The sequence below is a fragment of the Calothrix sp. FACHB-168 genome (assembly GCF_963889195.1).
Lineage (GTDB): Bacteria > Cyanobacteriota > Cyanobacteriia > Cyanobacteriales > Nostocaceae > Aulosira > Aulosira anomala_A.
This window is the reverse complement of the sequence record NZ_CAWPNJ010000014.1, coordinates 140,838-164,417: the sequence shown is the minus strand read 5'-3', so window position 1 is coordinate 164,417 and position 23,580 is coordinate 140,838. Positions and strand designations below refer to the sequence as shown.

Genomic DNA, 23,580 nt, shown 5'->3' with positions numbered 1-23,580 from the left:
TGAATTTTGAATTTTGAATTGGTATCGCTTCTCATTCAGCAAGTTCGATTATCAGGAGGATTTTAATGAATAGCTGCGTTTTAATGGCGGAAATCATCCAAGAACCACAACTACGCTATACGCCAGATCAATTGGCGGTAACGGAGATGTTGGTGCAATTTCCCAATTCCCAAAAAGCAGAAGATGCACCAGCGACATTGAAAGTAGTCGGTTGGGGTAACTTAGCAACGGAAATTCAGCAAAACTATCATCAAGGCGATCGCGTTATTTTGGTAGGAAGATTAGGGATGAATACTATCGATCGTCCTGAAGGATTTAAAGAAAAACGCGCTGAATTGACAGTACAGCAAATTCAAAACATCGGTGGTAGTTTCAATCTGCACACACCACCAGTCACAGAAACTTACTCTCGCCCCCCAGCTAGCGCCCCTGTCGCCTCAACTCCACCCCAAACAACTGCGGCTAATTACGAATCACCTCGTCCCGCACCAGCCCCAGCTACACCGAAAGCTAACGTTCCTCCTAGAGTCAGCAATCCCGAACCTGCACCGCAACCAGCTACTTTTGAACGGACTACTTATACCCCAGTAGAAGAACCAAATATTGATGACATTCCCTTTTAGACTTGCTAAATCCTCGACTTGTTGAGAGATACAGGCGACGAATCAGGGGTAAGATCTATCGCTTAACCAACAAATCGCCGTCACCCTAGAAGGGTGCGGCTAATCGCACAAAGCCCACCTTTGTGGGCTAAAGAATTCAGCCCACGCAGGTGGGCTTTGTAACAATAGCCCCAGGCTTCCAGCCTGCGGGCGATATGTCGGGTAAGCAAGAACACTGTTTGTATCGCTATTATTTGCCAGCAGTAGCCCTGAAGAAGTTGGATATCTGAGCATAACTAATATTTTTATTGATTGTTTTGTAATTGAGAACCGATCGCTTAAAATCACTGTTAAACTCCAAATAACTATTGGCAAAACTTATAACTAACTTCCATGACAGCAACTATCCTAGAGGTTCGTAATCTCCAAGTTGAATTTTCCGGTGATGGTAACACCCTCAAAGCCGTTGATGGAATTTCCTTTCAACTCAATCGAGGAGAAACTTTAGGAATAGTTGGCGAGTCGGGAAGTGGTAAATCAGTCACATCCCTAGCCATCATGGGTTTGTTGCAGAATCCGGGGAGAATCAGTGGCGGGGAAATTTTGTTTCACGCCCAGGAAAATGCACCAGCAATTAATTTAGTAGAGTTACCGCCCCAAGAAATGCAGCTTTATCGCGGCGGTGACATCGCGATGATTTTCCAAGAACCGATGAGTTCACTCAATCCGGTTTATAACATTGGCTTTCAGCTAACAGAAGCAATTCTGCGACATCAAAAAGTCTCAGAAAAAGAAGCGCGAGAAATTGCGATCGCAGGTTTGCAAGAAGTGAAACTTCTCCCCAGTGACGAGCAAATAGCACAGCAATATCTTGATACTTGGAGTCAAACTAATTCCCAATACCCCAAGCCAGAGGGACGTAAACTAGGCGAATTGGTAGAACAGCATAAGCAATCTATTTTAGAACGCTACCCTCACGAACTTTCTGGAGGACAGTTACAGAGAGTAATGATTGCAATGGCAATTTCCTGCAATCCATTATTATTAATTGCTGACGAACCAACTACAGCTTTAGATGTCACCGTACAAGCGACAATTTTGGAATTAATGGCAGAATTGCAGCAAAGCCGGGACATGTCCATGATTTTCATCACCCACGATTTAGGATTAATTTCCGAAATTGCGGATAAAGTCGCGGTGATGTATCGTGGCAAAATTGTTGAATATAATACCGCGACAGAAATTTTCAGCAATCCCCAGCATCCCTATACTAAAGGTTTAGTTGCTTGCCGTCCTACATTGACGCGCCATCCGCAAAAACTCTTGACAGTTTCTGACTACATGAATGCAGAGGAAACATCTACAGGAGAATTAGTAATTCAAGAGAAAGTACCCTTAGCACCGCTAGAAGTTACCAGAGAAGAGATAGTTACCAGATTAGCTGAACTCAACGAAAAACCACCTCTGCTACAAGTCCGCAATCTCAAAGTTGGCTTTCCTGTTAAAGGTGTATTTGGCGGGACAAAACGCTACAATATGGCAGTAAATAACGTTTCCTTTGATGTTAAACCAGGGGAAACAGTGGGATTAGTCGGTGAATCTGGTTGTGGTAAAACGACTTTGGGAAGAACCATATTACGGTTAATAGAACCGATGGGTGGTGAAATTATTTTCGAGGGACAAAATATCACCCAACTCAAAGGCGAACCCTTGCAAAAACTCCGCCGGGAAATGCAAATAGTATTTCAAAATCCCTTTAGCGCCCTCGATCCGAGAATGAAAGTAGGGGACGCCATTATGGAACCCTTGGTAATTCACTCTGTCGGAAAAACCAAGCCACAACGGCGAGAACGGGTAGTTGAACTGTTAGAACGGGTGGGATTGAGTGCAGATGCAATTAACCGCTATCCCCATCAATTTTCCGGCGGTCAGCGTCAACGAATTTGCATTGCCCGTTCTCTAGCATTAAATCCCAAATTTATCATTTGCGATGAATCGGTTTCCGCATTAGATGTATCAGTACAAGCGCAAGTATTAAATCTGCTGAAAGAATTGCAATCAGATTTTCAACTGACTTATATTTTCATTTCCCATGACTTAAGCGTCGTCAAATTTATGAGCGATCGCATTTTAGTCATGAATCGCGGTCAAATAGTCGAAGAAGGTACCGCCGAAAGCATCTACCGCGAACCCAAAGAAGAATACACCCAAAAACTCATCGCCGCCATTCCCACAGGTAGCCCGGAACGGCGGCGGAATCGCCTAGCTTCTTAGGAGGCAGAGGGGCAGAGGAGACAATTGTACAGACGCGATTCATCGCGTCTCTCTTGCCCAATGCCCACGAGCCTTGAGCGAAGTCGAAAGGATGCCCCATGCCCAATGCCCCATGCCCAATAACTACTTCTCAAACGTAATCGCCTCAGATTGATAAGCTGGCGGTTCTACGTGAATGAGAACGCGCACCGGGCGGAAACGTTCTTCGAGTTGTCTTTCTACTTCTTCGGTGATGCGGTGGGCGGTGTCTACGTCAGCAGCAGCGACTATTAGATGCATTTCGATAAAGACTTGGCGACCGAGAACTCCGCGCGAAGCAATATCATGACAGTTAATTACCCCTGGTACAGAAAGAGCGATCGCATGAATGGCTTCTGGCGCGATCGCCATTTCATCAACTAATGAAGGTAAGTTATCTTTTAATACTGACCAACCACTCCAAAACACCAACACAGCTACAGGAAAAGCTAAAATTATATCTAACCATTGATAACCTAGCGATACCCCAACTAAGCCACCCATGACGGTAATGGTTACCCAGACATCACTCATGGTATGTGTCGCATCAGCAATCAAAATCGGGCTATTTACTCGCCTTCCTACATTGCGTTCGTAAAATGTTACAAAAATATTTACGCCCAACACAATTAGTAATAACCATAATTCTGCTGTGGAAATTTTCACAGGTGCGCCACCTTTAATAATGCGTTCAATTGCACCTTGGAGAATTTCAAAACAAGCTATGCCTAAAAATGCAGAAATTCCCAAAGCACCCACAGCTTCAAATTTTTGGTGTCCGTAAGGATGTTCGCGATCGGGATGAGGTGAAGAAAATTTACTAGTAACTAATCCTAAAACATTGTTAGCGCTATCTGTAACGCTGTGCAAAGCATCAGCTAGCAAGCTGAGAGAACCTGTTGTGTAGCCGACAAAAGCTTTTAATGCCATGACAAACAGGTTTAATAATAAGGTGATAATTAGAACCTTGCGTACCACCGCGCGGTTATCGTAGGTCATAAATTATTTTTAACATCAAGTTCTACGTTGTTTCATTAAAACTCAAATTGTAATTAATGTGTATCAAACTATTTTTGATTAAAAGATACATCTCTCTACAGACTAAATTTTTTTAATTTATTTATTGAGATTATTTCTAATTAACAGTTTGTCAAAGCTGAGGATTTATTAGTATTTCGTTTCTGACTTATAGCCAATTAATATCAACAATTTAATTTTTAATTTCTCTGACTTTGCGGAGATTCGCGTAAATTTATACTTTTGTGACTTCTAATTAGACTAATGGCGATAAACATAACTACCTTAAGAAGGAGTAAAGGTTTTTACCTTTAACATTTAAGATTTCCCCTTCTTTAAGCCGAAACTCTGCCAAAAATTTGATTGAGCGCACAAAGTTTGAGAATATTGTTGTTGAGATTCCAGCTTGTAGCGAGATGAACTTCCTAGAATAGTTAAAGCATTAACTATCTCTCTGAGTAATCAATCTTGTTATCAAATGTCCCACTCATTAAAAGATTTGGAAATATAAATTTAGGAGAAAAAATGCCAAAACTGAGTATCAAACAGAAAAACTGGTTGCTGTCTGCACATGTTAGTTTCGCCGCACTTTGGACAGGAACTGTCTTAAGTATGTTTCTTTTATCACTAAGGAATATGCAAGCTAATAAGGGGGATGCTCTCTATGCAATTAACTCAGCAATTAATTTACTGGATGATTATATTGTAATTCCCTCAGCGATGGGTGCAGTTATCACAGCAACGTTTCTTTGCTGGACAACAAATTATGGATTTACCAAATTCTACTGGGTGATTGTCAAGTGGATTTTAACAACTGGATTGATTATATTTGGCACATTCTGGCTATATCCTTGGGGAAATACAGCAGAAATTATTTCGGCGCAAGAAGGATTGCAAGCGTTTAAAAATTCAATCTATTCTTTTGATACTAGAGGAGTTTTGATTGGATCTGTAATTCAATTTCTTTGTCTTGTTGTCATCATTGGAATTTCAGTTATCAAACCTTGGGGAAGGCGAACAATCAAAGAGAAACAAGAAGCTGTTAGTTAATAGTCAATAGTCAATAGTCAATAGTCAATAGTCGAATGTTTTCTTTACCCCTCTAGTTTATTAATTAAGAACAAGTAGTTAGTGCTGCGCCACATTGATCTTCTCTAGTTAACCAACCTTTAATGCCTTTATATTCTATTAGCGCCCAGCCTCCTTGACAGCCTAATAAATTCACACTTGTACTAGAGGGAACTCGCAGGATTACTTGGCTATTTTGATTAGTTTTGGCATAAAGCCTCACACCTTTAGTACCATAGCCTGTTGTCGATAAACCTAACTTTGGTAAAGACACCCAACCAGTACCTTTATAACCAGCACTAGCATTAGTAATTCTTGCCCAATTTGAAACAACTGCAATTACATTAACAGTTTCGTTTACAGGCACTTGTCCTAAAATTTTATTTTGCATACTTGGGCCTGTACGCACATTTAAAGCTTGCCCAGATGAGACATCAACATAAGCATAAATATTACACTTGGTAGGAGTTTTTGTTTTTGCTAATACCATTTGATTGGCTATACCTGTGTTGATAGTTACACTGGCACATATAAGTGCTAATCCGGTAGATATTTTCAATAGTTGATTATTCATGTTTTTTTCTAAGATATGTCAATATTAGGACACCAATATCAACATTGATGTCTTATTTATAACTCATATTTTAACTCATAAATTTCTGCTTAAATCAAGCATAATATCTACTATAAATTTATTTTAAAAACTAAGTATAAATCATATATTTTTTGAAAAAATTTATATTTTGAATAATTTTTTTCAATTTTTATTAAGAGTATTCAACTATCAAGATATCCAGCCGTTTTGGCTAGTGAGTAAATAATTCGTAATTCGTAATTAGTAATTCGTAATTACTAAATTCTGAAGCAGAGGTAAGTTGCTTATTTTTTAATTTCTAATTCTTGAAAGAATTATTCCTGTTTTTTATAGGAATTATGCAAGTGTAACAAAAAATGACAGTCTTTTTCTGTATTAAGCGGCTCTATTCCTTATCTTCTGGACTAAATTTATCTGTTCGAGAGGCTCTTGCTTGCTTCCTTGGAGGAGTACAGTATGAGCTTAAAATAATATGCCGGTTGCGTAATTCCTTTTTTAATTAACAAAATTTACCAATTCATAGTTTCTTTTTAACCTTGATTCAGTACATTTGTTGTGAATATTTAGACTTAGAAAAATATTCTGCAAAAACTATTACTTCTCTTCAATATTTAGTTCCTAATTTAGCTGATTTTCCAGTTAAATCCATCTAAAAACAACTGTTAAGGAGACAATTCTTATGGCTTTGACAACAGGGGATATTGCTTTTATATCCTTCAATGCAGATGAAGATGGCTGGTCTATTGTGACATTTGTAGACATACCAGCTAATACAATCATTTACTTTAACGACAACGAAGCTACAAGTACAACTGCCTTTAATACTGGTGAATCAGCATTTCAATGGGATACAGGAGCTAACACGATTGTAGCTGGTACTGTAGTTCGTTTTAGTGCAATTGACGCAGCTACTCGTGCGGCATCTATTGGTACATTTACAGTTGTTGACGGGAGTAATATCGCACTGAGTGCGACTAACGAGACTGTATACGCCTATATTGGCACTAGTGCTACTCAACCAACCACATTTTTGACAGCAGTATCAACGGAGGGATCGACAAATCTCACTCCTGCGGGACTAACTAATGGAGTAAATGCGATCGCACTCACCAATAGCACTGACTATGCTGAATATAATGGTTCACGCACTGGTCAAAGCAGTTTCGCTGACTACAAAGCACTTGTTTTTAATAGTGCTAATTGGACAATTGATACCACTAATGATTATTCTACGGCAGTTCCTAACACCACAAACTTTGCCATTACTGGTGGAACTCCCACAGTCAATTTATCAGTTAGTAGTAATTCTGGTTCAGAGACAGAACAAACAATTATTACTGTAACGGCTACTGTTTCTAATACTGTTTCCGGCGATCAAACTGTGAATTTGGGTGTTACAGGAACGGGAATTACCACAGGAGACTATACCCTAAGCAATAGCGTCATCACCATCCCCAATGGTGCAACTTCTGGTTCTGTCACCTTTACTGTTGTTGATGATGCTGTGTTTGAAGGTACGGAAACTGCAGCAATCACGATTAGTAACCCATCCTCAGATATTACTTTGGGTAGCACTACTACTGTGAATATTGCGATCGCAGATAACGATTCTGCACCCACTACCCGGATTCATGAGATCCAAGGTGCAGCCCATCGTTCTCCTTTAGTCGGGCAAAATGTCACCAATGTACCAGGTATTGTTACTGCCGTAGCTAGCAACGGATTTTACTTACAAGACCCCAACCCCGATAATGACGATCGCACTTCCGAAGGTATCTTTGTCTTTACTAGTTCCGCTCCCACAGTTGCAGTAGGCGATTACATCCAGGTGAGTGGTAGGGTTTCTGAATTCCGTCCTGGTAATAACCCTAACAACCTGACTAATACGCAAATTACTAATCCCACAATCAATAACCTATCTTCCGGTAATGCCTTGCCTGCTGCTACCATTCTCGGTAATGGTGGTCGTACCATCCCCACAACCGTAATTGAAAACGATGCCACCAATGTAGAAACCAATGGCACCTTCGATCCGGATAGCGATGGCATTGACTTCTATGAAAGTTTAGAAGGAATGCGGGTGCAAATCAATAACCCGATCGCTACTTCGCCCACTGCAAACTTTGGGACAGGATCGCAGGAAATTTGGGTATTAGCAGACAACGGCGCAAATGCAACTGGGCGCACAGCTCGCGGTGGTAGTCTAATTAGTGCCTCAGACTTCAATCCTGAGCGGATTCAGATCGACGATCTCAACAATGCCTTAGTGCTACCTGATGTTAATGTTGGTACGCAACTTAGCAATGTTGTTGGTGTAGTTAACTACGACTTTAACAACTATGAAGTTTTAGTCTCGACTGCGCCTACAGTAGTACAGAACAGTACTCTTCAAAAAGAAGTCACGAATTTAACTCCTACTGCTAACCAACTAACAGTTGCTACCTTCAACGTTGAAAACCTCGATCCTGGTGATGGTGCTATCCAGTTCAACAACTTAGCTGCCAGAATTGTGAATAACTTGAAATCTCCAGATATTATTTCTCTGGAAGAAATTCAAGACAATAACGGGGCGACGAATGATAGTGTAGTCGATGCCAGCGTTACTTACCAAACATTAATTAATGCGATCGCATCTGCTGGTGGCCCCACATATCAATATCGGCAAATTGACCCAGTAGACGATACTAATGGCGGTGAACCTGGTGGTAATATCCGCGTAGGTTTCTTGTTTAACCCCAATCGTGTCAGTTTTGTAGACCGTCCTGGCGGTACTTCCACCATCAATACTACAGTAAGCAATATTGGGGGAACTGCGACACTTTCAGCTAGTCCTGGTTTAGTTGATCCGACAAACTCCGCTTTTAATAGCAGTCGGAAGCCGTTAGTTGGTGAATTTACTTTCAACGGTCAGACTGTATATGTCATCGGTAATCACTTTAACTCAAAAGGTGGCGACCAGCCTTTATACGGGCCAAATCAACCACCAACACTCACCAGCGAAACACAGCGCCAGCAGCAGGCCACAATAGTCAAAGACTTTGTGCAGAGTATTTTAGCTATTGACCCTAACGCTAATGTGGTTGTAGCCGGTGATTTGAATGATTTTGAGTTTTCCAATCCCCTAAATACCCTCAAAAGTGCGGGACTTAGTGCTTTAATTGAAACTTTACCCGCCAATGAGCGTTATACCTACAACTTTCAAGGTAATGCTCAGGCTCTAGATCATATCCTGGTAAGTAACAACTTGTTCAATAAACTCGATGGGTATGATGTAGTACATATCAATTCCGAGTTTTACGAACAAGATAGCGACCACGACCCCAGCGTCGCTAGATTTAATTTCCCCGCTAATCAAGCACCAACAGCAGTTAACTTGAATAATCAAGTTAATAGTATCAATGAAAACAGTGATACAAGTAGCAGAGTACAAGTGGCAGAGATTGCGATCGCAGATGATGCACTGGGTACAAATAACCTCAGTTTAACTGGTACAGATGCCAGCTTCTTTGAAATCGACAATTCTGTTTTGTATCTCAAAGCGGGAACTAGCCTCGATTACGAAAGCAAATCTAACTACAACGTCACAGTTGCAGTAGACGATCCCACAGTCGGTAATAGTCCCGATGCGACTGGTGGCTTTACTTTGAATGTCGCCAACGTGAATGAAGCGCCAATTGCAAACAATGACAGCGCTAATACTACTGATACTCAAGCGATCGCCATTAATGTTTTGGCAAATGATAGCGACCCCGATAATGACACATTATCTATCAGTAATTTCACCAATGCTGCTCAAGGTTTAGTCGTTAAAAACGCGAATAATACCTTCACCTATACTCCCAATATCGGCTTCTCTGGTACTGATAGCTTTACCTACACTGCTAGCGATGGTAAAGGTGGTACAGCATCAGCAACCGTAAATCTGACAGTAAACCTGGGTAGTAATACAATTACGGGTACATCTGGTAAAGATAAACTCACAGGTACTAACAGAGACGATATTATCTTGGGTCTAGCTGGTAACGATACCCTCAAAGGTGGTAACGGCAATGATACCTTGTATGGCGGTCAGGGACAGGATAATATTCAGGGAGAAAATAATAATGACATTCTCTACGGAGATGATAACAGCGATACCTTAAGCGGAGGGCTGGGTAACGATACCCTATATGGTGGTAGTGGTAACGATCAGCTGCAAGGCGGAGATGATAACGACAACCTCTACGGTAATGATGGCAAAGATAAATTATTGGGCGGTAATGGTAATGACTTGCTAGTAGGCGGTCAAGGACAGGATACCGTAACTGGTGGTGCAGGTAACGATAGTTTCTACTTAACTCGTAATAGCGTTGGTGAATTTGATAAGCTTACCGACTTTCTACCAACTGTAGATACTATCGTCATCTCCAAATCAGAATTTGGTTTGAGCCAAGTCTTAGGTACCCTAGATCCGAGCTTGTTCAGACTAGGTACAAAGGCTACCGCAGCTAGCGATCGCTTTATCTACGATATCAGCAAAGGTAACTTATTCTTTGATGCAGATGGAATTGGCGGTACAGCCCAAATTCAAATCGCCCAGTTAACGAACAAAGTAGCACTTACTAGTGGTGATATTACTCTAATTGCTTAATCTCTCCCCCAAACAGCCAGAGAATAATTTCTCTGGCTGATAAGCTAATCAGCTTTTAAGTTGCACAATCCATTGTGAGGGCTATTGACTGTTGACTGTTGACTGTTGACTGTTGACTGTTGACTGTTGACTGTTGACTGTTGACTGTTGACTGTTGACTGTTGACTGTTGACTGTTGACTGTTGACTTTTTGCACTAAGCTGAATTTTCTTCGTTGTTGTGGGAGAACAGGCTGGGATCGAGGTAGTTAATTCTGGCGAGGGGACTTAAAGCGGCGAGAATTTGCGCACCGTAGCTGCGATTAACTACACGCCCATCTAGTAATGCTACTATGCCTTGACTTTCTCGTGCGGGAGCCACAGCGCGTTGGAGTTCGTTTAAGGCTGTAGGCAATAGGTATAAACGGAACCAGTCTTGATGCGATCGCTTGTAGTGAGCTACCCTACCAGCTACTAGGGGGCTTTCTAAAGATGGCAAGGGTAATGTCGCAATAATTAACAAATGAGGTGGCGGTAAAACCCCTTGGTGTTCTCGCCAAAATTCCCACCCGCTAATTAAAATCCCATTGTCATCGAGACAAGTTTTTTCTACCTGCACCCGCGAACCAAACTCAGCCGCGAGAATTGCGCCGGTTTGCGCCTTCAGTGGCACATCCCCAATTAAGATGACTGTTAATCCTGGCGCAGTCGCACTCAAACACAACAGCGTGCGCACCTTATGAATAAACGCTGCTTGAAATTCTGGGGTGTTGGGTAAAGGTAGCTTATAGGGGATGTACAGTTGAATCGCATCTGTTTGGCTATCAGATGAGAATTTCAAACAAGTCACATCATCCAAGCCCAAGCGTTGACGGAATAGAGGCGCTTCTGTTTCTGGTTCTAAGGCGCTACCCACAAAAACTATCGGTTGTCGTTGCCAAATTGGGGCGACGATTTTTCCTAATTCAATGGGGGCGCAGTGTAAGGAAAATAAACCTTGACGACGAGCAATCGTAGCCCAGAGGAGGGGAGGAGATGCAGCAGACGTTCCGGAGAGATTTTCGTCAACATTTTGGAAGTATTGCCAGAAATTTTTCCAAGCTGCGGGAAGTTCTACTAAGGTTAACGCTGCATAGAGATGCTGTAAAACATCGATTTCGCCTTGGGAAATCAGATAACACTCATAAGGATTAGCTGGGTGCTGGAAAAAATCCTTTGTCAGTTGTGCCCTGGCAGAACGAATAATTTCCCCTTGTTCTGGACAAGCTAGCATCAGTTCATCCCAATCATGGGGTTGAATAGTTTGGGTAAGTTCTTGGCGTACCCAATCTTCCAAATCGTCCACCCCATCAATAATTGTCGGCACCCCAGGCGGGAAATGTCCTTCATCTTGAATTTGTTTGCTTAACCAAGCGGCTGGTGTAGTTAGCAGTAGCCCTTGGAACTCCGCACCAGGCCAAGCGTCACCTGTTCTAATTGGCTTTTTGGCTTGTAACCACTGCTGTAATCGCGGAATTTCGACTTTTAACAACCGTTGCTGCACTGTTTGAGAAGCCACAATAATTACAGGGCCGTGCCACATCAATGCTGAGGCGACAAAACTCGTGCGATATCGTCCTTGATAACCACAAACTGCCCCGACTTGAATTAAGGCGCTACGTCCCAAGCGCAAGGCGCGTGCTACCAACCTTGCCATCGTCAAATGATGGGGCCAGGAAGGGAAACCCGCCTGCGATCGCAAAAAGTTATGTAGTGACAAATGAACTTCTGCTTCAATCACACGCTTCTAATCCCATACAAAATGATTTTTACTTCCGAATAGCCCCATTTCCATTATCTTGTCATTAGTCAATTGTCAGTTGTCCTTTGTAATTGCCAATGACTAATGACTAATGACAAATGACAAATCACCAATTACCTGAATCATGCCAATTTACACAGGAATCTCCAGCGAAGCCTTTAGGCATCCACTGGATCGCCAAGCCGAGCAAGCTTTACGCAGTTTACCGGGATTTGATTTAATCGCTCGTAAATTTGTGGAATTTATCTATGAACGCCCGCAGTTAGTTTATCTAATGGGTAACACCATCCAAGTTGGGCCGCGACAATACTCCACTATTTACCAGATGTTTCGCGAATGTGTGCGGGATTTGGATATTTATCCAGAACCTACACTTTTTGTCTTGCAGAATCCCCAAGCAAATAGCTATGCTTTGGGGCAAGAAAATCCTTACATAGTCATAAATACAGGGATACTTGACTTACTAGACGAAGTCGAGATTCGGGCGGTGCTAGCCCATGAACTGGGGCATATTAAATGTGGTCATACTATTTTAATTCAAATGGCGATGTGGGCGATGAGTGCTGCTTCCGCCTTAGGTGAATTAACCTTTGGTTTAGGTAATGTTGTGACTCAAGCTTTAATTTATGCCTTTTTTGAGTGGCGGCGCAAAGCCGAGTTATCAGCAGATAGGGCGGCGCTGTTGGTGATTGATGACTTAAATACCGTCATGTCTTCGATGATGAAAGTCTCAGGCGGTAGTATCAAATATGCCAATGAATGTAGTTTACAAGAATTTATCCAGCAGTCCGAAAATTATCAGGCATTAGATACAGATGTACTCAATCAAGTGTACAAATTTCTGATGTACAATGGCGCACAAGGCATGATGCTTAGTCATCCCTTTGCGGTGGAACGCCTGCGCTATTTACGGGAGTGGGCAGTATCCGCAGAATACCAGCAAATTCGCCAAGGAAATTATCAGCGATCGCCTGCCTCTGGATCTGTGAATGTTTCCTCCGAAACTGCTGCTAATGATGCAGAAAAATTGCGTCAACAAATTGAAGAATTGCAACGAGAAATTAACAGAATTAAAAAACAAGAGTAATTTTAGTTACTCAGTATTTTGTATGCAGGTACGTTAGGATTTTCATAACGTACCATTTACTCTTTTATGCTCAAAAAATAATAGTTTTGTAATTGCTCCAATTATTTTATTATAAAAGATAGGTTGAATAATCAAACTAAAAATTGCCCTTTTTTTGTTTATTACCATTGTAATCAAAATGTAATAAATAAGTTTTATCAATGATAATTAAATTTAGCAAATTTCTCTGCATATTGACTTATCTAGTTTTGCTGTTCTGCTTCACATCTGGAATTGCCATAGCATCACCAGACACAATTAATAGCAAATCTCACTTCATTGTTGCCCAAACTACTCAATCATCCTCAGATGTTGAATTAAGCCCTTTACAGCGCCAAAGAATTCAGGGATTACGCCAAAGAAGAAACAGAGAAATCCGGGCTATTTTAAATTCAGCACAACGTGAGCAACTAGCTAAAGAATTACATCAAGGTGCTAAACTCAATCAAGCTTTAGAAAAATTAAATTTACAACCAGAACAACGAGAACTGATTCAAGCAATTTTGAAATTTACTAATCTCAAATTAAAATTTATGTTTCCGAAAAAAACTCCAGCAATTTAAAAAGGGAACAGGGAACAGGCAACAGGAAACAGAATGTTTTGGATGGGGATTTAAACCACAGTCAAAACTTGCTAATTGTAGAATTAGGGATCTCTTATACCATTTCACGAAAATCTTGATACAAATCCAATGGTTTTTACTTCTTTCCCCCTGCTCCCTGCCCCCTGCAATCTATTTGTATCAAGCTTAAAGTGAAACACGTAGGTTAAGGTTTTTGGGCTTAATCGAGCAGTATTGAGAGTTATTCTTTCTCTGTTGCTTTATTTTGTGCTGTCTGTTTTTGGCTTTGACAGTCGCGGCTACTTTTGCAGCATCTATAATTAATCTTGCCCTATGAGCGTTCGTTACCATGTCGGAAGAAGATATCCGTGCCGCGAGGCTGGAAAAAGTAGATCAGCTAAAACAGCTGGGAATGAATCCCTATGCCTATCGATGGGAATCTACCCACCATGCCGCACAATTGCAAGAAAAATTTGCTGACTTAGCCAGTGGCGAAGAAGTTGATTTAGAAGTTGCCATTGCTGGACGCATTCTAGCGCGTCGCGTGTTTGGTAAACTGGCTTTCTTCACTTTGCAAGATGAAACAGGCACAATTCAGCTTTATTTAGAGAAAAATCGCATTCAAGAAAGCATGGCAGATATTGATGCTGATGCTTTCAACCACCTGAAGCAATTGTCAGATGCTGGCGACATCTTGGGAGTCAAAGGCACTATCAAACGGACTGAAAAGGGCGAGTTATCGGTATACGTCAAACAATACAGCATCCTCACTAAATCTTTGTTGCCTCTACCCGACAAGTGGCATGGGTTGACGGATGTGGCTAAACGCTACCGTCAGCGTTATGTTGACTTAATTGTCAACCCTGATGTGCGGCAAACTTTCCGCCGTCGCGCCCAAATCACGGCGGGAATTCGTCGCTATTTAGAACAGCGCGATTTTCTAGAAATTGAAACGCCAGTGCTACAAAGTGAAGCTGGGGGTGCAGATGCACGTCCGTTTATTACCTATCACAATACCTTAGATATGGAGTTGTATCTGCGGATTGCCACAGAACTGCATCTCAAAAGGTTGATTGTAGGTGGTTTTGAAAAAGTGTTTGAGTTAGGGCGAATTTTCCGCAATGAAGGAATTTCTACCCGACACAACCCAGAATTTACCACCATTGAAATTTACCAAGCCTACGCCGATTACAACGATATGATGGAGCTGACAGAGGGAATTGTCACCACTGTTGCCCAAGATGTTCTCGGCACGCTGCATATTACCTACCAAGGGCTAGCTGTGGATTTAACACCACCTTGGCGGCGGGTAACAATGCACGATTTAGTAAAAGAATATACAGGCTTAGATTTTACGTCTTTCCCAAGCTTAGAAGAGGCAAAAGCAGCTAGTAAAAATGCTGGAATTCCGGGTATAGATGAAGCTCAATCAATTGGTAAATTACTGAATTTAGCTTTTGAAGAAAAGGTAGAAGCTAATTTAATTCAGCCTACCTTTGTGATTGACTATCCGGTAGAAATTTCGCCTTTGGCTAAACCCCATCGTTCTCAGCCTGGGTTGGTAGAACGGTTTGAGTTATTTATCGTTGGGCGGGAAACGGCGAATAGTTTCTCCGAACTTACCGATCCTATCGATCAAAGGGAACGCCTGGAAGCCCAAGCTGCGCGGAAAGCTGCTGGCGACTTAGAAGCCCAAGGTGTTGATGAGGACTTTTTGACAGCTTTGGAATATGGAATGCCACCTACAGGGGGTTTAGGAATTGGGATAGATCGGTTAGTGATGCTATTAACTGATGCTGCCAGTATTCGGGATGCGATCGCATTCCCCCTACTCAAACCCGAAAAATCTGATTCATCCCCAGAAGCAACTACTTAATCTACATTCACAATTGCATCAAAACAGTAGAGTGCGTTAGGCAAAGCCATAACGCACTTTGTTTTATCATTTAATCTTTTATTATCTTACTTGCACTCACTAATTCTCTATGATATTCCTTATAAAGAATAATTAGCTTGACATTCCCTATAAGGAATAATATATTGTGAGGTAGGAAGTGACCTGGACTTGGGAAGTTTATCAAGAAGCCAATGGAGAAATCCCCAAAGATTTACTTGCTTTTTTCATCAGGATGATTCCGGCAGAGGAACAACCAGAAAATCCACCAAAACCATTACTAAGTGCTTCCGAAACCAGGCGTTTGCAGGTAAATCTTGGCTACCTGTGCAACAAAGGACTAGCATCACTCACCAGTGGCATTTTTGAGAAGCTGGAAGATGATCTGTATGAGTTACGGATGACCAAGAGCGAACATAATCCAAGGTTTATCTTAACGGCTGTTACTCCTGAGCGATTTGTGGTGTTACACGCTTTTATGAAAAAATACGACGGCGCTATTAAAGAAAGAGACAAAGCGCCTGCGAGAGAGAGATTGCGGGAATTGCAGCAGAGGGAACATTCATGAAAAAGCCTAACTTTCAAGCTTGGTTACAGCAGCCGATAAGCGAAGACTCAGAGGTGATTTTAGCAGGAAAGCTAGAGTATTTGCGTCTTTATCTTACCGATGCTATGCGGGAAATACGTAATAAATCAGGATTAACTCAGGCACAGCTAGCCGAAAAATTAGGAGTAAAGCAAGCGGCGGTGTCCAAATTGGAATCGGCGTTAAAAGACCATGAATTAGAATCAGTGTTGCACTATTTACATACCTTGGGTGCAGATTTGCTGGTAGCCGTTAAGCAAGGGGATGACTTATATCAAGCCAGCGATAATGATGGTGTATTGCTGGTAGATGTACCAGATGTAGTGGTACAAAAAGCATTAGCTAAAAACATGAGCGTGCGGGAATATGTTTCTGCAGCAATTAAGGAATTTTCTAGCGAAAATAATGAACTGAGAACCGCTTTAGTAAAATTGCTGGAAAGTGATGATTTAGTAGCAGTGAAAGTAAGAGAGCGTTTAGGTACAAAGACAATTCCAGAAATTGCTATAGAGTTAGAAAAATGTCTGAGTCTATCTGAAGAAGACAGAATTTTTGCTGTTAAGAATGTATTAGCGGGTAGTGTGGCGGTTGGAGAAAGTAATCGCGGAAGCAATAATGAAATTGATGAAATTGAGTTGTTAGATTTAGCAGAAGAACTAGTAGAAAAGTTAGTAGATTTCATTGATAAACATAACTAAACATGAGCTTTAATAATATAGTGAAAGGTTTTGGTGTGAGAAAACCAAAAAAGAACCAAAATCAATATAAATTTTATATTGATTTTTTACATAAATTATTAAAGGTAATTTCAGCTAACCCAAATAAACCTAAAGTTGCTTATCGGTTGCTTGAAGCTAACAAAGATAAGTTGAATCAGGAATTTCCTCCAGTTTTCAGGCGCTGGTTAACAACTAAATTATCTACAAATTCTCCACAAGCTTATGCTACAGCAGATGCTACTGTAAAATTAATGCTTTTGTTGAATGAGTTTGAGCAGGGAAATAGAGTTGTTTGTCAGGAGATTTGCATTGCTGGTTATGAAGTTTTACTAATGTTAGTTACTCGTTCTCACTTTCCCGAAATATGGGCGATGATTCAACACAATCTCGGGGAATTATACCTGGAATCTTGGAGAGGAGAACGAGCAGAGAATATTGAAAAAGCTATCTGCTGTTTTTATCAAGAATTAGAAGTACACACACCAAAGCGCTATCCTGAACGATGGTTAAGTGCCAAAAATGATCTGGGAGTAGCCTATAGCGATCGCATTCAAGGTGAACGTTCTGAGAATATTAAACAAGCAATTCAGCATCTTACAGAGGCAATCCAAGAGTTTCCACCAGAACGGTTTACTAAACTATGGTTAAAGCTCCAGTATAATCTTGATAGAATCTCATTTGAAAACACGGAAGATGATATAGAAGATATTCAACAGGGACTCAGTCAGTTAACACAGAAATTATCTACACAAGAGAAAAACCCAACAGAATGGGCAAATATCCAACTAGATTTGGGTGATTATTACCATGCTAGTTATATAGGAGATAGAGGTAAAAATTTAGAAAAATCTATCCACTTTTATACACAGGCATTACAAGTATTTACTGCTGAAAAATATCCCAAAGAGTGGGGAAAGATTCAACAACATTTAGGTAATTCCTATTTGCATCGTATCCGAGGAGATGAAGCAGAAAATCTTGAATTGGCTATCAATTGTTTTACGCAAGCTCTACAAGTAAGGACGCAACAACATTTCCCCGAAGCATGGGCTAAAACCAAAAGCTATTTAGGTATTGCTTTTCGCAGACGTATTGATGGAGATAAATCGGAAAATTTAGAACTGTCTCTTCAGCATTGTCAAGATGCTTTACAAGTAGATATCCGCGATCGCGATCCACAACTATGGGCAGAAATTCAATTACATCTTGCTACAGTTTACGTCGATAGAATGCGCGGTTCTAAAACTGAGAATATTAAACAAGCTATTTTCTATTTTCATCAAGCACTGCAAGAATATACTCCAGAGCGCAACCAAGAACTTTGTGGTTTAACTCACATGGAACTAGGGATTGCTTATGGTGGAATTCAGGATGTTGAAAAAGCTATATATCACTTGCAAGTAGCATTACAAGTATGTACCCGCGATCGCTTTCCAGAAAGATGGGCTGATATTCAACATAATCTCGGTGGTGTTTATGCAAATCGCATCCAAGGAAATCATCAAGAAAATATTGCTTTAGCTATCCACTGTTTGCAGCAAGAGTTGGAAATATATACACCTAATAGGTTTCCTCAGCTATCCTATGAAGCAGGAATAGCCCTTGCTTTGATAAGTTCTAGAGAGGAAAAGTGGGACACAGCCATTCAAGGCTACGCCACAGCTATAGAAGCTGTCGAAACTCGTCGGACTTGGGCAAATTCCGAAACTAGCCGCCAAGAAATTCTAGAAGAAGCTATTGATATTTACCAAGAGATGGTAGAAATCTGCATCAACGCAGGACAAATTGAAAAAGCTTTTGAATATGCCGAGCGATCGCGCTCTAAACGTCTGGTAGATTTAATGGCAAGTAACGATCTCTACCAAAGCGACGAAATTCCTCCAAAAGTTAAAGAATTATTGCAGCAGTATGAAGAACTGCAACAGCAAATTGATCGAGAACGGGATATCCCAAAATCCAACGATAACCGCAGTCAAACACGCGCTGCATTCCAAGCTTACAACGAAGCGATCGCATCTCTAGAAACAGAAAAACAGCAAGTTTGGGAACAAATCAGACGCCTAGATCCTGTGTTAGCTGGCGAAATTCAAGTTAACCCTCTCAGCTTGTCAGAAATTCAAAACCTAATTGACAACCCTAATACTGCAATTCTCAGTTTCTACACTACCGATAATGACACCCATATTTTTGTCCTGCGACAAAATCAAATTACTCTCCACACTTGCACCCAACAAGGGCTAAAAACGCTACAACAGTGGATTTTTGATAATTGGTTATTAGTGTATGTAAATGATAATCCCACATGGGGAAGCCAAATCGATCGGTTTCTTGGCGAACTAGCTCAACGCCTACAACTGGCTAAACTCATTTCCCAACATTTAGAAGGTATTGAAGAACTAATTTTAGTACCTCACTTATTGCTGCACCAAATTCCCTTCGCTGCTTTACCTATTACGAATAATCAATATCTAGGAGATCAGTTTCTCATTCGCTATACTCCTAGCTGCCAAATCTTGGAATTTTGTCAACAGCGCGACAAGATAGAAAGGGGCGATCTATCATACGGTACTGTGGAAGATGCTACAGACGATCTACCCTGTGCCAGTTTTGAAGGCGAACAACTTGCCAAACTTTACAACATTCCTCACTCTCAACGCTTGAGGGGTAGCAATCAAGCTACTAAAGCTAATTATCGCCAGCTAGCTGAACAAGTGCAGGTACTTCACTGCTGTCATCATGCTGAATCTTGTCTTGATAATCCCCTCGCATCATATTTGAAATTAGGGGACAGCAATATTACTTTAGGGGAGTTAATGACACCAGGATGGCGTTTACCCAATCTCTCTGATGTTTTTCTTTCCTGCTGCGAGACAAATTTGGGTATTCCTGCGCTAACTGATGATATTCTCACTCTTTCCACAGGCTTTTTGTGTGCTGGTCCTAGAAGCGTTATCAGTACTCTGTGGGCAGTCAATGATTTAGCAACAGCAGTATTTTCAGTATTTTACTATCAACACAGACAACAGGCTAAAAGCCGTCCTGAAGCTTTGCGACAAGCACAACTGCAACTGCGCCAGATGAAAAAAGAACATTTGACAGAAATATCTCAGCAGGTAGAAGTGAGACGCAAAGAAGTTAGAAGTAAACGAAAACAATACTTCCCAGACTCGCCAGAGTATTTAGAGTGCGATCGCGAATATAGGAAGTATGCTGGAGTCGCACTGGAAATTAATCGGGTAAAAAATTCACCACAAGAGTTTCCCTTTTCCCATCCGTGTTATTGGTCTGCTTTTATCTGTCAAGGTTTACGATAATGTGCGATCGCACTTTTTGATTCCTTAACCGTCAACACGATGGTTTAGGGTTTTTGCAGGTTAATCGGTGAGAATGCTATAAAATAATTTTACAATTCCAGCGACTCACTCCAGTTTAGAGGTTTATCATTATTTGCACGCCAAAGATATTAAAAAACAATTAAGATTACTCATAGAGGAAGCATCTGTTATCGATCCTGGTTTAGCGAGAAAATTAGAAGATATAAATCGCTGGGTTAAAGATGTTAAGCCTGGTTCTTTAACAGCTAAAAAATTTGTGCTTTTTTTTCTGCAACAAATTATTCAAGATGCATTAATTTGGTTGGATATTCAAGCGTTAGAATCGCCGGAGGAGCAGGATAAGTACTTTGCGCGGATGACGCCATCAGAATATTATTGGTATAAGTATTTATTTCCCAAATGGCTCAATCAACCAGATCCTAAGTTTTCTATCTGGAAAAGAAAATTGATGGCTGGGGAGTTTCAGCAAGAGGATATCAATATATTAAGAGCGATCGCTACAGATGTTGTCCATCGAGAAGGGACATTTTGGCATTGCTATATAGCAGACTTTTCGATGGCAACTGATATAATTATAAGTAATAAAGAGCAGCAACCACTGTGTATTCAGATTACGAGCCTCTCGGATGAATTTTCTCAAGAAAAATCTGATAATTGGGAAAATACCTTACAACAATGGGGCATAGATAGAGGTTTGTTTTTAAGTTACAACCCCCATATTACGGATTTTGTCACTCAGCTAGTGAATATATCACTGTATAACAGCGATCGCCTAAAAACTGGCGTCTATTTAAAATTTAGTTTATAGTTTTAAGTCTTTTTCCTGTACTGTCTTAACTAAACTACACCACTATGGGGAAACAAAGGTCAGTAGAACCTCAAGAAAGATTGGAAACATTTTTAGAGCATTTAGCTGCAGCTAGAGATTTACAAAGAAATTGGATGACTTATGGACTTGATTATGTAGATAGGTATGTTGAAGATGTAGATGGAGACTGGTGGGAAAAGTGGGAGGAAGAAGAACAGCAGAGTTTTTTAGACTCAGTGATTGATTTTCTCAAAAGTGATGACTCCATAGCCTTAATAGTTCGCCAGCAGCTAGGTAATAAACCAATTCCCGAAATTGCTGAAAAGCTAGAAAAGTACTTTAGTTTCCCAGAAGCAGAAAGAATGTTTGCTTTCAGGAATTTTTTAACTAATAGTTTTATAGAAGAAAATAATGGTCATACTCCTAATAATTTTACAGAACTCGAACTTTGCGAGCTAATAACCAAGCTTTTAAATAAATTGCAAGAGATTTCTTTAAAATATCAGAGTCAATTTTTGTAAATAAAAAACTCCACCCACGGATTGGGGTTTAAAAGGGTGGTAGGGGCATGGCATTGCCCATACGTGTCAACTTAAGCCGAAAGCTATATAGGGCAGGCGTTGTGCAAAACCCTCTCGCCCTCATCCCCTAACCCCTTCTCCCCAAGGAGAAGGGGAATTAAATCTCTTGCTCCCCTCTCCCCAGGGGAGAGGGGCTGGGGGTGAGGGCGAAACCTTTTCACCAAGAGGGTTTCACTTAAGTTGACACGTATGGGCATTGCCATGCCCTCTAGAATATATTGATGTGCCGCAAATACAGGATATTCAAGGTAAATTAGGTTACGCGCTTTGGGGCATGGCAGTGCCAGTGCCCCTACAATCAAATATCATCTGTACCTTACCAAGTAGCAATCTGCTGTATGATTTAAATTGGTAGGAATTTTGACACCTTTCGCGTAGGGTCTCGTAAAAAAACGCAATAAATGAAAAAGGCGCGTTAACAAAATGCTTAACGCGCCCTGAAAATAATGTTGATAATTTTTGGTTGAAATAGTATTTTTAGGATGGGTATTGCTTACCAGATAAGGTTTTTGCTAGGCATTGCTCATCCTATATTACTGTTGGAAAATTAACCTAATTGGCAACTTCAGCCATTTCAATAATGCGTCCTTCGTAATCTTTAACTAAAAAGTTTAGGGGCTTTTGGTTGCGAATTTTAAACTTTAAACCGCGTGTTTCGACTCGCAGTAAAATCATTTCTAAGCAGTCGCGATCGAAACAGACATGGCGTTGCTGATTTTTAGTGCCTAAACTAGCGCCAGTAATTACGTGCAACTGAGTATTTTTCTTTAACTGATACCACAAACCTTCACTAGCATTATTCATACTTCTGCCAGCTAAACTCGAACCAGCAGACATATAAAGCGGATCTATGCTGGTTGCGCCGATGGTTTGTTCGTAGTTGTAGTAGTAATGTAAAGGTACTTCAGCAGCAGGTAAATCTAGCAACCCTTCATACAACTGTCGCGCAATCTCTAAATCGGAAACCATGACAGTATGCACTTTTGGCGCACTGGTGAGGAACATCCACATTGCACCAGCGTAAGCCGCCAGTAGCAACACCATAATGCCTTGGGTTGATAATAGACTATCCAGGGGCAAAGAAGGTAAAAAAGAGGCTAAAGTCAAAGGACTGAGCAGTATTGGTATCACGCTAGCTACTATAACCATGAATAAATCAAATATTTATTGTATAAGGGAGACGCTTTTATGATTGTCGATTAAGACTAAAATTAACTGTTTGTTTATAGTGTATCAATAACTTTAGCGTCTGAATTTTAAGTCTCACAGACAAATGTGAAGATATTGTGCGCTTACCAGGAGAGACTACATCCTTACTATTTTAACAACTATCAACTCTAAGTCTTATGCAAATACCGCACTTTCCCGAAGCTAACCACCCTCTAGTCAAGTCACTGTTTCATCAAAGCGATCAAGATTTGCTAACTTCTTTTCAAAACTCTCCCGATTCGGGGAAGTATTTCACGGCGATTTTTTGCCGCTATAGTCCCATAGTCTACACCCTGATTCGCCACTCGGCGCGATCGCCTGTGCAAGCAGATTATCTGTTTGCTCTTACCTGGCGGCATATTTATTATGAACTGAGCGCACTTGATTTAACCAAAAGCTCCCAACCAGATCAAGAGCCTTTAACCCTGCAAAATTGGCTGATTAATATCACCGCGTTCTGTATTAACGAAATTGAACTACCACCTACAGAAGCAATTCACTATTCTCTCAAGGCGACTTCACCAGCTTTTTGGTGTTATGTAGAACAAGCTTTAGAACAATTACCACCAGTTTTGCGGTTTGTAGTGTTAATGGCTCAGACTTTTCGCTGGAGTGAAACGAGAATTGCTGCTTATTTGCAAGCTGAGGGCGAAAATTTTACCCCCCTTGAAGTAGCCAATTTTCTTCAGGAAGGATATCGTATGTTAGAAGCGAAATTACCTGGAGATATTCGTGCTATTTATTTAGGTGAAGGTGCTGCCTAATCTTAGCTTAAG

18 protein-coding genes are annotated in these 23,580 nt (G+C 40.9%); 13 read left to right on the top strand and 5 right to left on the bottom strand.

Annotated elements, in window-relative coordinates:
* Positions 1-65 precede the first annotated feature (65 nt).
* Both AACW45_RS07965 and AACW45_RS07960 read left to right on the top strand, forming a co-directional pair.
* Positions 66-623 carry a single-stranded DNA-binding protein gene (locus AACW45_RS07965; RefSeq protein ID WP_190543521.1) on the top strand — a complete coding sequence of 186 codons (558 nt, stop codon included), beginning with the start codon at positions 66-68 and terminating at the stop codon, positions 621-623.
* 372 nt (positions 624-995) lie between these two features.
* Positions 996-2,876 carry an ABC transporter ATP-binding protein gene (locus AACW45_RS07960; protein WP_190543518.1) on the top strand — a complete coding sequence of 627 codons (1,881 nt, stop codon included), beginning with the start codon at positions 996-998 and terminating at the stop codon, positions 2,874-2,876.
* A 123-nt stretch (positions 2,877-2,999) separates the two neighbouring features.
* On the opposite strand, the gene AACW45_RS07955 is transcribed toward AACW45_RS07960, so the two are convergent.
* Positions 3,000-3,893, bottom strand: coding sequence for a cation diffusion facilitator family transporter (locus AACW45_RS07955; RefSeq protein WP_190632504.1), 894 nt, complete (start codon positions 3,891-3,893; stop codon positions 3,000-3,002).
* Between the two features lie 543 nt (positions 3,894-4,436).
* Here AACW45_RS07955 and AACW45_RS07950 point away from each other — a divergent pair.
* Entirely contained in the window at positions 4,437-4,961 is a 525-nt protein-coding gene (locus AACW45_RS07950; RefSeq protein WP_190543512.1) for a hypothetical protein, read from the top strand.
* Positions 4,962-5,025: 64 nt separating this feature from the next.
* Here the strand turns inward: AACW45_RS07950 and AACW45_RS07945 are convergent, their stop codons facing one another.
* Positions 5,026-5,553, bottom strand: a complete 528-nt coding sequence (locus AACW45_RS07945; RefSeq protein WP_190543509.1) for an SH3 domain-containing protein — start codon at positions 5,551-5,553, stop codon at positions 5,026-5,028.
* 700 nt (positions 5,554-6,253) lie between these two features.
* Here AACW45_RS07945 and AACW45_RS07940 point away from each other — a divergent pair.
* Positions 6,254-10,204, top strand: coding sequence for an Ig-like domain-containing protein (locus AACW45_RS07940; protein ID WP_190632503.1), 3,951 nt, complete (start codon positions 6,254-6,256; stop codon positions 10,202-10,204).
* A gap of 55 nt (positions 10,205-10,259) precedes the next feature.
* Here the strand turns inward: AACW45_RS07940 and AACW45_RS07935 are convergent, their stop codons facing one another.
* Positions 10,260-10,400, bottom strand: coding sequence for a hypothetical protein (locus tag AACW45_RS07935; protein ID WP_190632502.1), 141 nt, complete (start codon positions 10,398-10,400; stop codon positions 10,260-10,262).
* Positions 10,400-11,962 carry a helicase C-terminal domain-containing protein gene (locus tag AACW45_RS07930; protein WP_190632501.1) on the bottom strand — a complete coding sequence of 521 codons (1,563 nt, stop codon included), beginning with the start codon at positions 11,960-11,962 and terminating at the stop codon, positions 10,400-10,402. Before AACW45_RS07930 ends, AACW45_RS07935 begins: the two co-directional genes overlap by 1 nt.
* 145 nt (positions 11,963-12,107) lie before the next feature.
* Here AACW45_RS07930 and AACW45_RS07925 point away from each other — a divergent pair, with 145 nt between their 5' ends.
* The 8 genes from AACW45_RS07925 (at position 12,108) to AACW45_RS07890 (ending at position 21,535) form a co-directional block, all read left to right on the top strand.
* Complete coding sequence (locus AACW45_RS07925; RefSeq protein WP_190539083.1) at positions 12,108-13,070, top strand: M48 family metallopeptidase; 963 nt, start codon at positions 12,108-12,110, stop codon at positions 13,068-13,070.
* Between the two features lie 233 nt (positions 13,071-13,303).
* A complete protein-coding gene (locus AACW45_RS07920; RefSeq protein ID WP_242045555.1) occupies positions 13,304-13,672 on the top strand; it encodes a hypothetical protein in 369 nt (122 codons plus the stop codon).
* A gap of 349 nt (positions 13,673-14,021) precedes the next feature.
* Positions 14,022-15,548 (top strand): lysine--tRNA ligase, encoded by a 1,527-nt coding sequence (gene lysS / locus AACW45_RS07915; protein WP_190632499.1) that lies wholly within the window; start codon positions 14,022-14,024, stop codon positions 15,546-15,548.
* Between the two features lie 178 nt (positions 15,549-15,726).
* Complete coding sequence (locus AACW45_RS07910; RefSeq protein ID WP_190632498.1) at positions 15,727-16,134, top strand: type II toxin-antitoxin system RelE/ParE family toxin; 408 nt, start codon at positions 15,727-15,729, stop codon at positions 16,132-16,134.
* A complete protein-coding gene (locus tag AACW45_RS07905) occupies positions 16,131-16,850 on the top strand; it encodes a helix-turn-helix domain-containing protein (protein WP_190632497.1) in 720 nt (239 codons plus the stop codon). Before AACW45_RS07910 ends, AACW45_RS07905 begins: the two co-directional genes overlap by 4 nt.
* A gap of 2 nt (positions 16,851-16,852) precedes the next feature.
* A complete protein-coding gene (locus tag AACW45_RS07900) occupies positions 16,853-20,185 on the top strand; it encodes a CHAT domain-containing protein (RefSeq protein ID WP_199331083.1) in 3,333 nt (1,110 codons plus the stop codon).
* Positions 20,186-20,318: 133 nt separating this feature from the next.
* The gene (locus AACW45_RS07895; protein ID WP_190539071.1) at positions 20,319-21,014 is read left to right on the top strand and encodes a hypothetical protein; all 696 of its coding nucleotides are present in this window, start codon (positions 20,319-20,321) and stop codon (positions 21,012-21,014) included.
* 44 nt (positions 21,015-21,058) lie between these two features.
* A complete protein-coding gene (locus AACW45_RS07890; protein ID WP_190632496.1) occupies positions 21,059-21,535 on the top strand; it encodes a hypothetical protein in 477 nt (158 codons plus the stop codon).
* 612 nt (positions 21,536-22,147) lie between these two features.
* Here the strand turns inward: AACW45_RS07890 and AACW45_RS07885 are convergent.
* Complete coding sequence (locus tag AACW45_RS07885) at positions 22,148-22,744, bottom strand: glyoxalase-like domain protein (RefSeq protein ID WP_096644663.1); 597 nt, start codon at positions 22,742-22,744, stop codon at positions 22,148-22,150.
* A gap of 197 nt (positions 22,745-22,941) precedes the next feature.
* Here AACW45_RS07885 and AACW45_RS07880 point away from each other — a divergent pair, with 197 nt between their 5' ends.
* The gene (locus tag AACW45_RS07880) at positions 22,942-23,568 is read left to right on the top strand and encodes a sigma-70 family RNA polymerase sigma factor (protein ID WP_190632495.1); all 627 of its coding nucleotides are present in this window, start codon (positions 22,942-22,944) and stop codon (positions 23,566-23,568) included.
* The last annotated feature ends 12 nt before the right edge of the window (positions 23,569-23,580 follow it).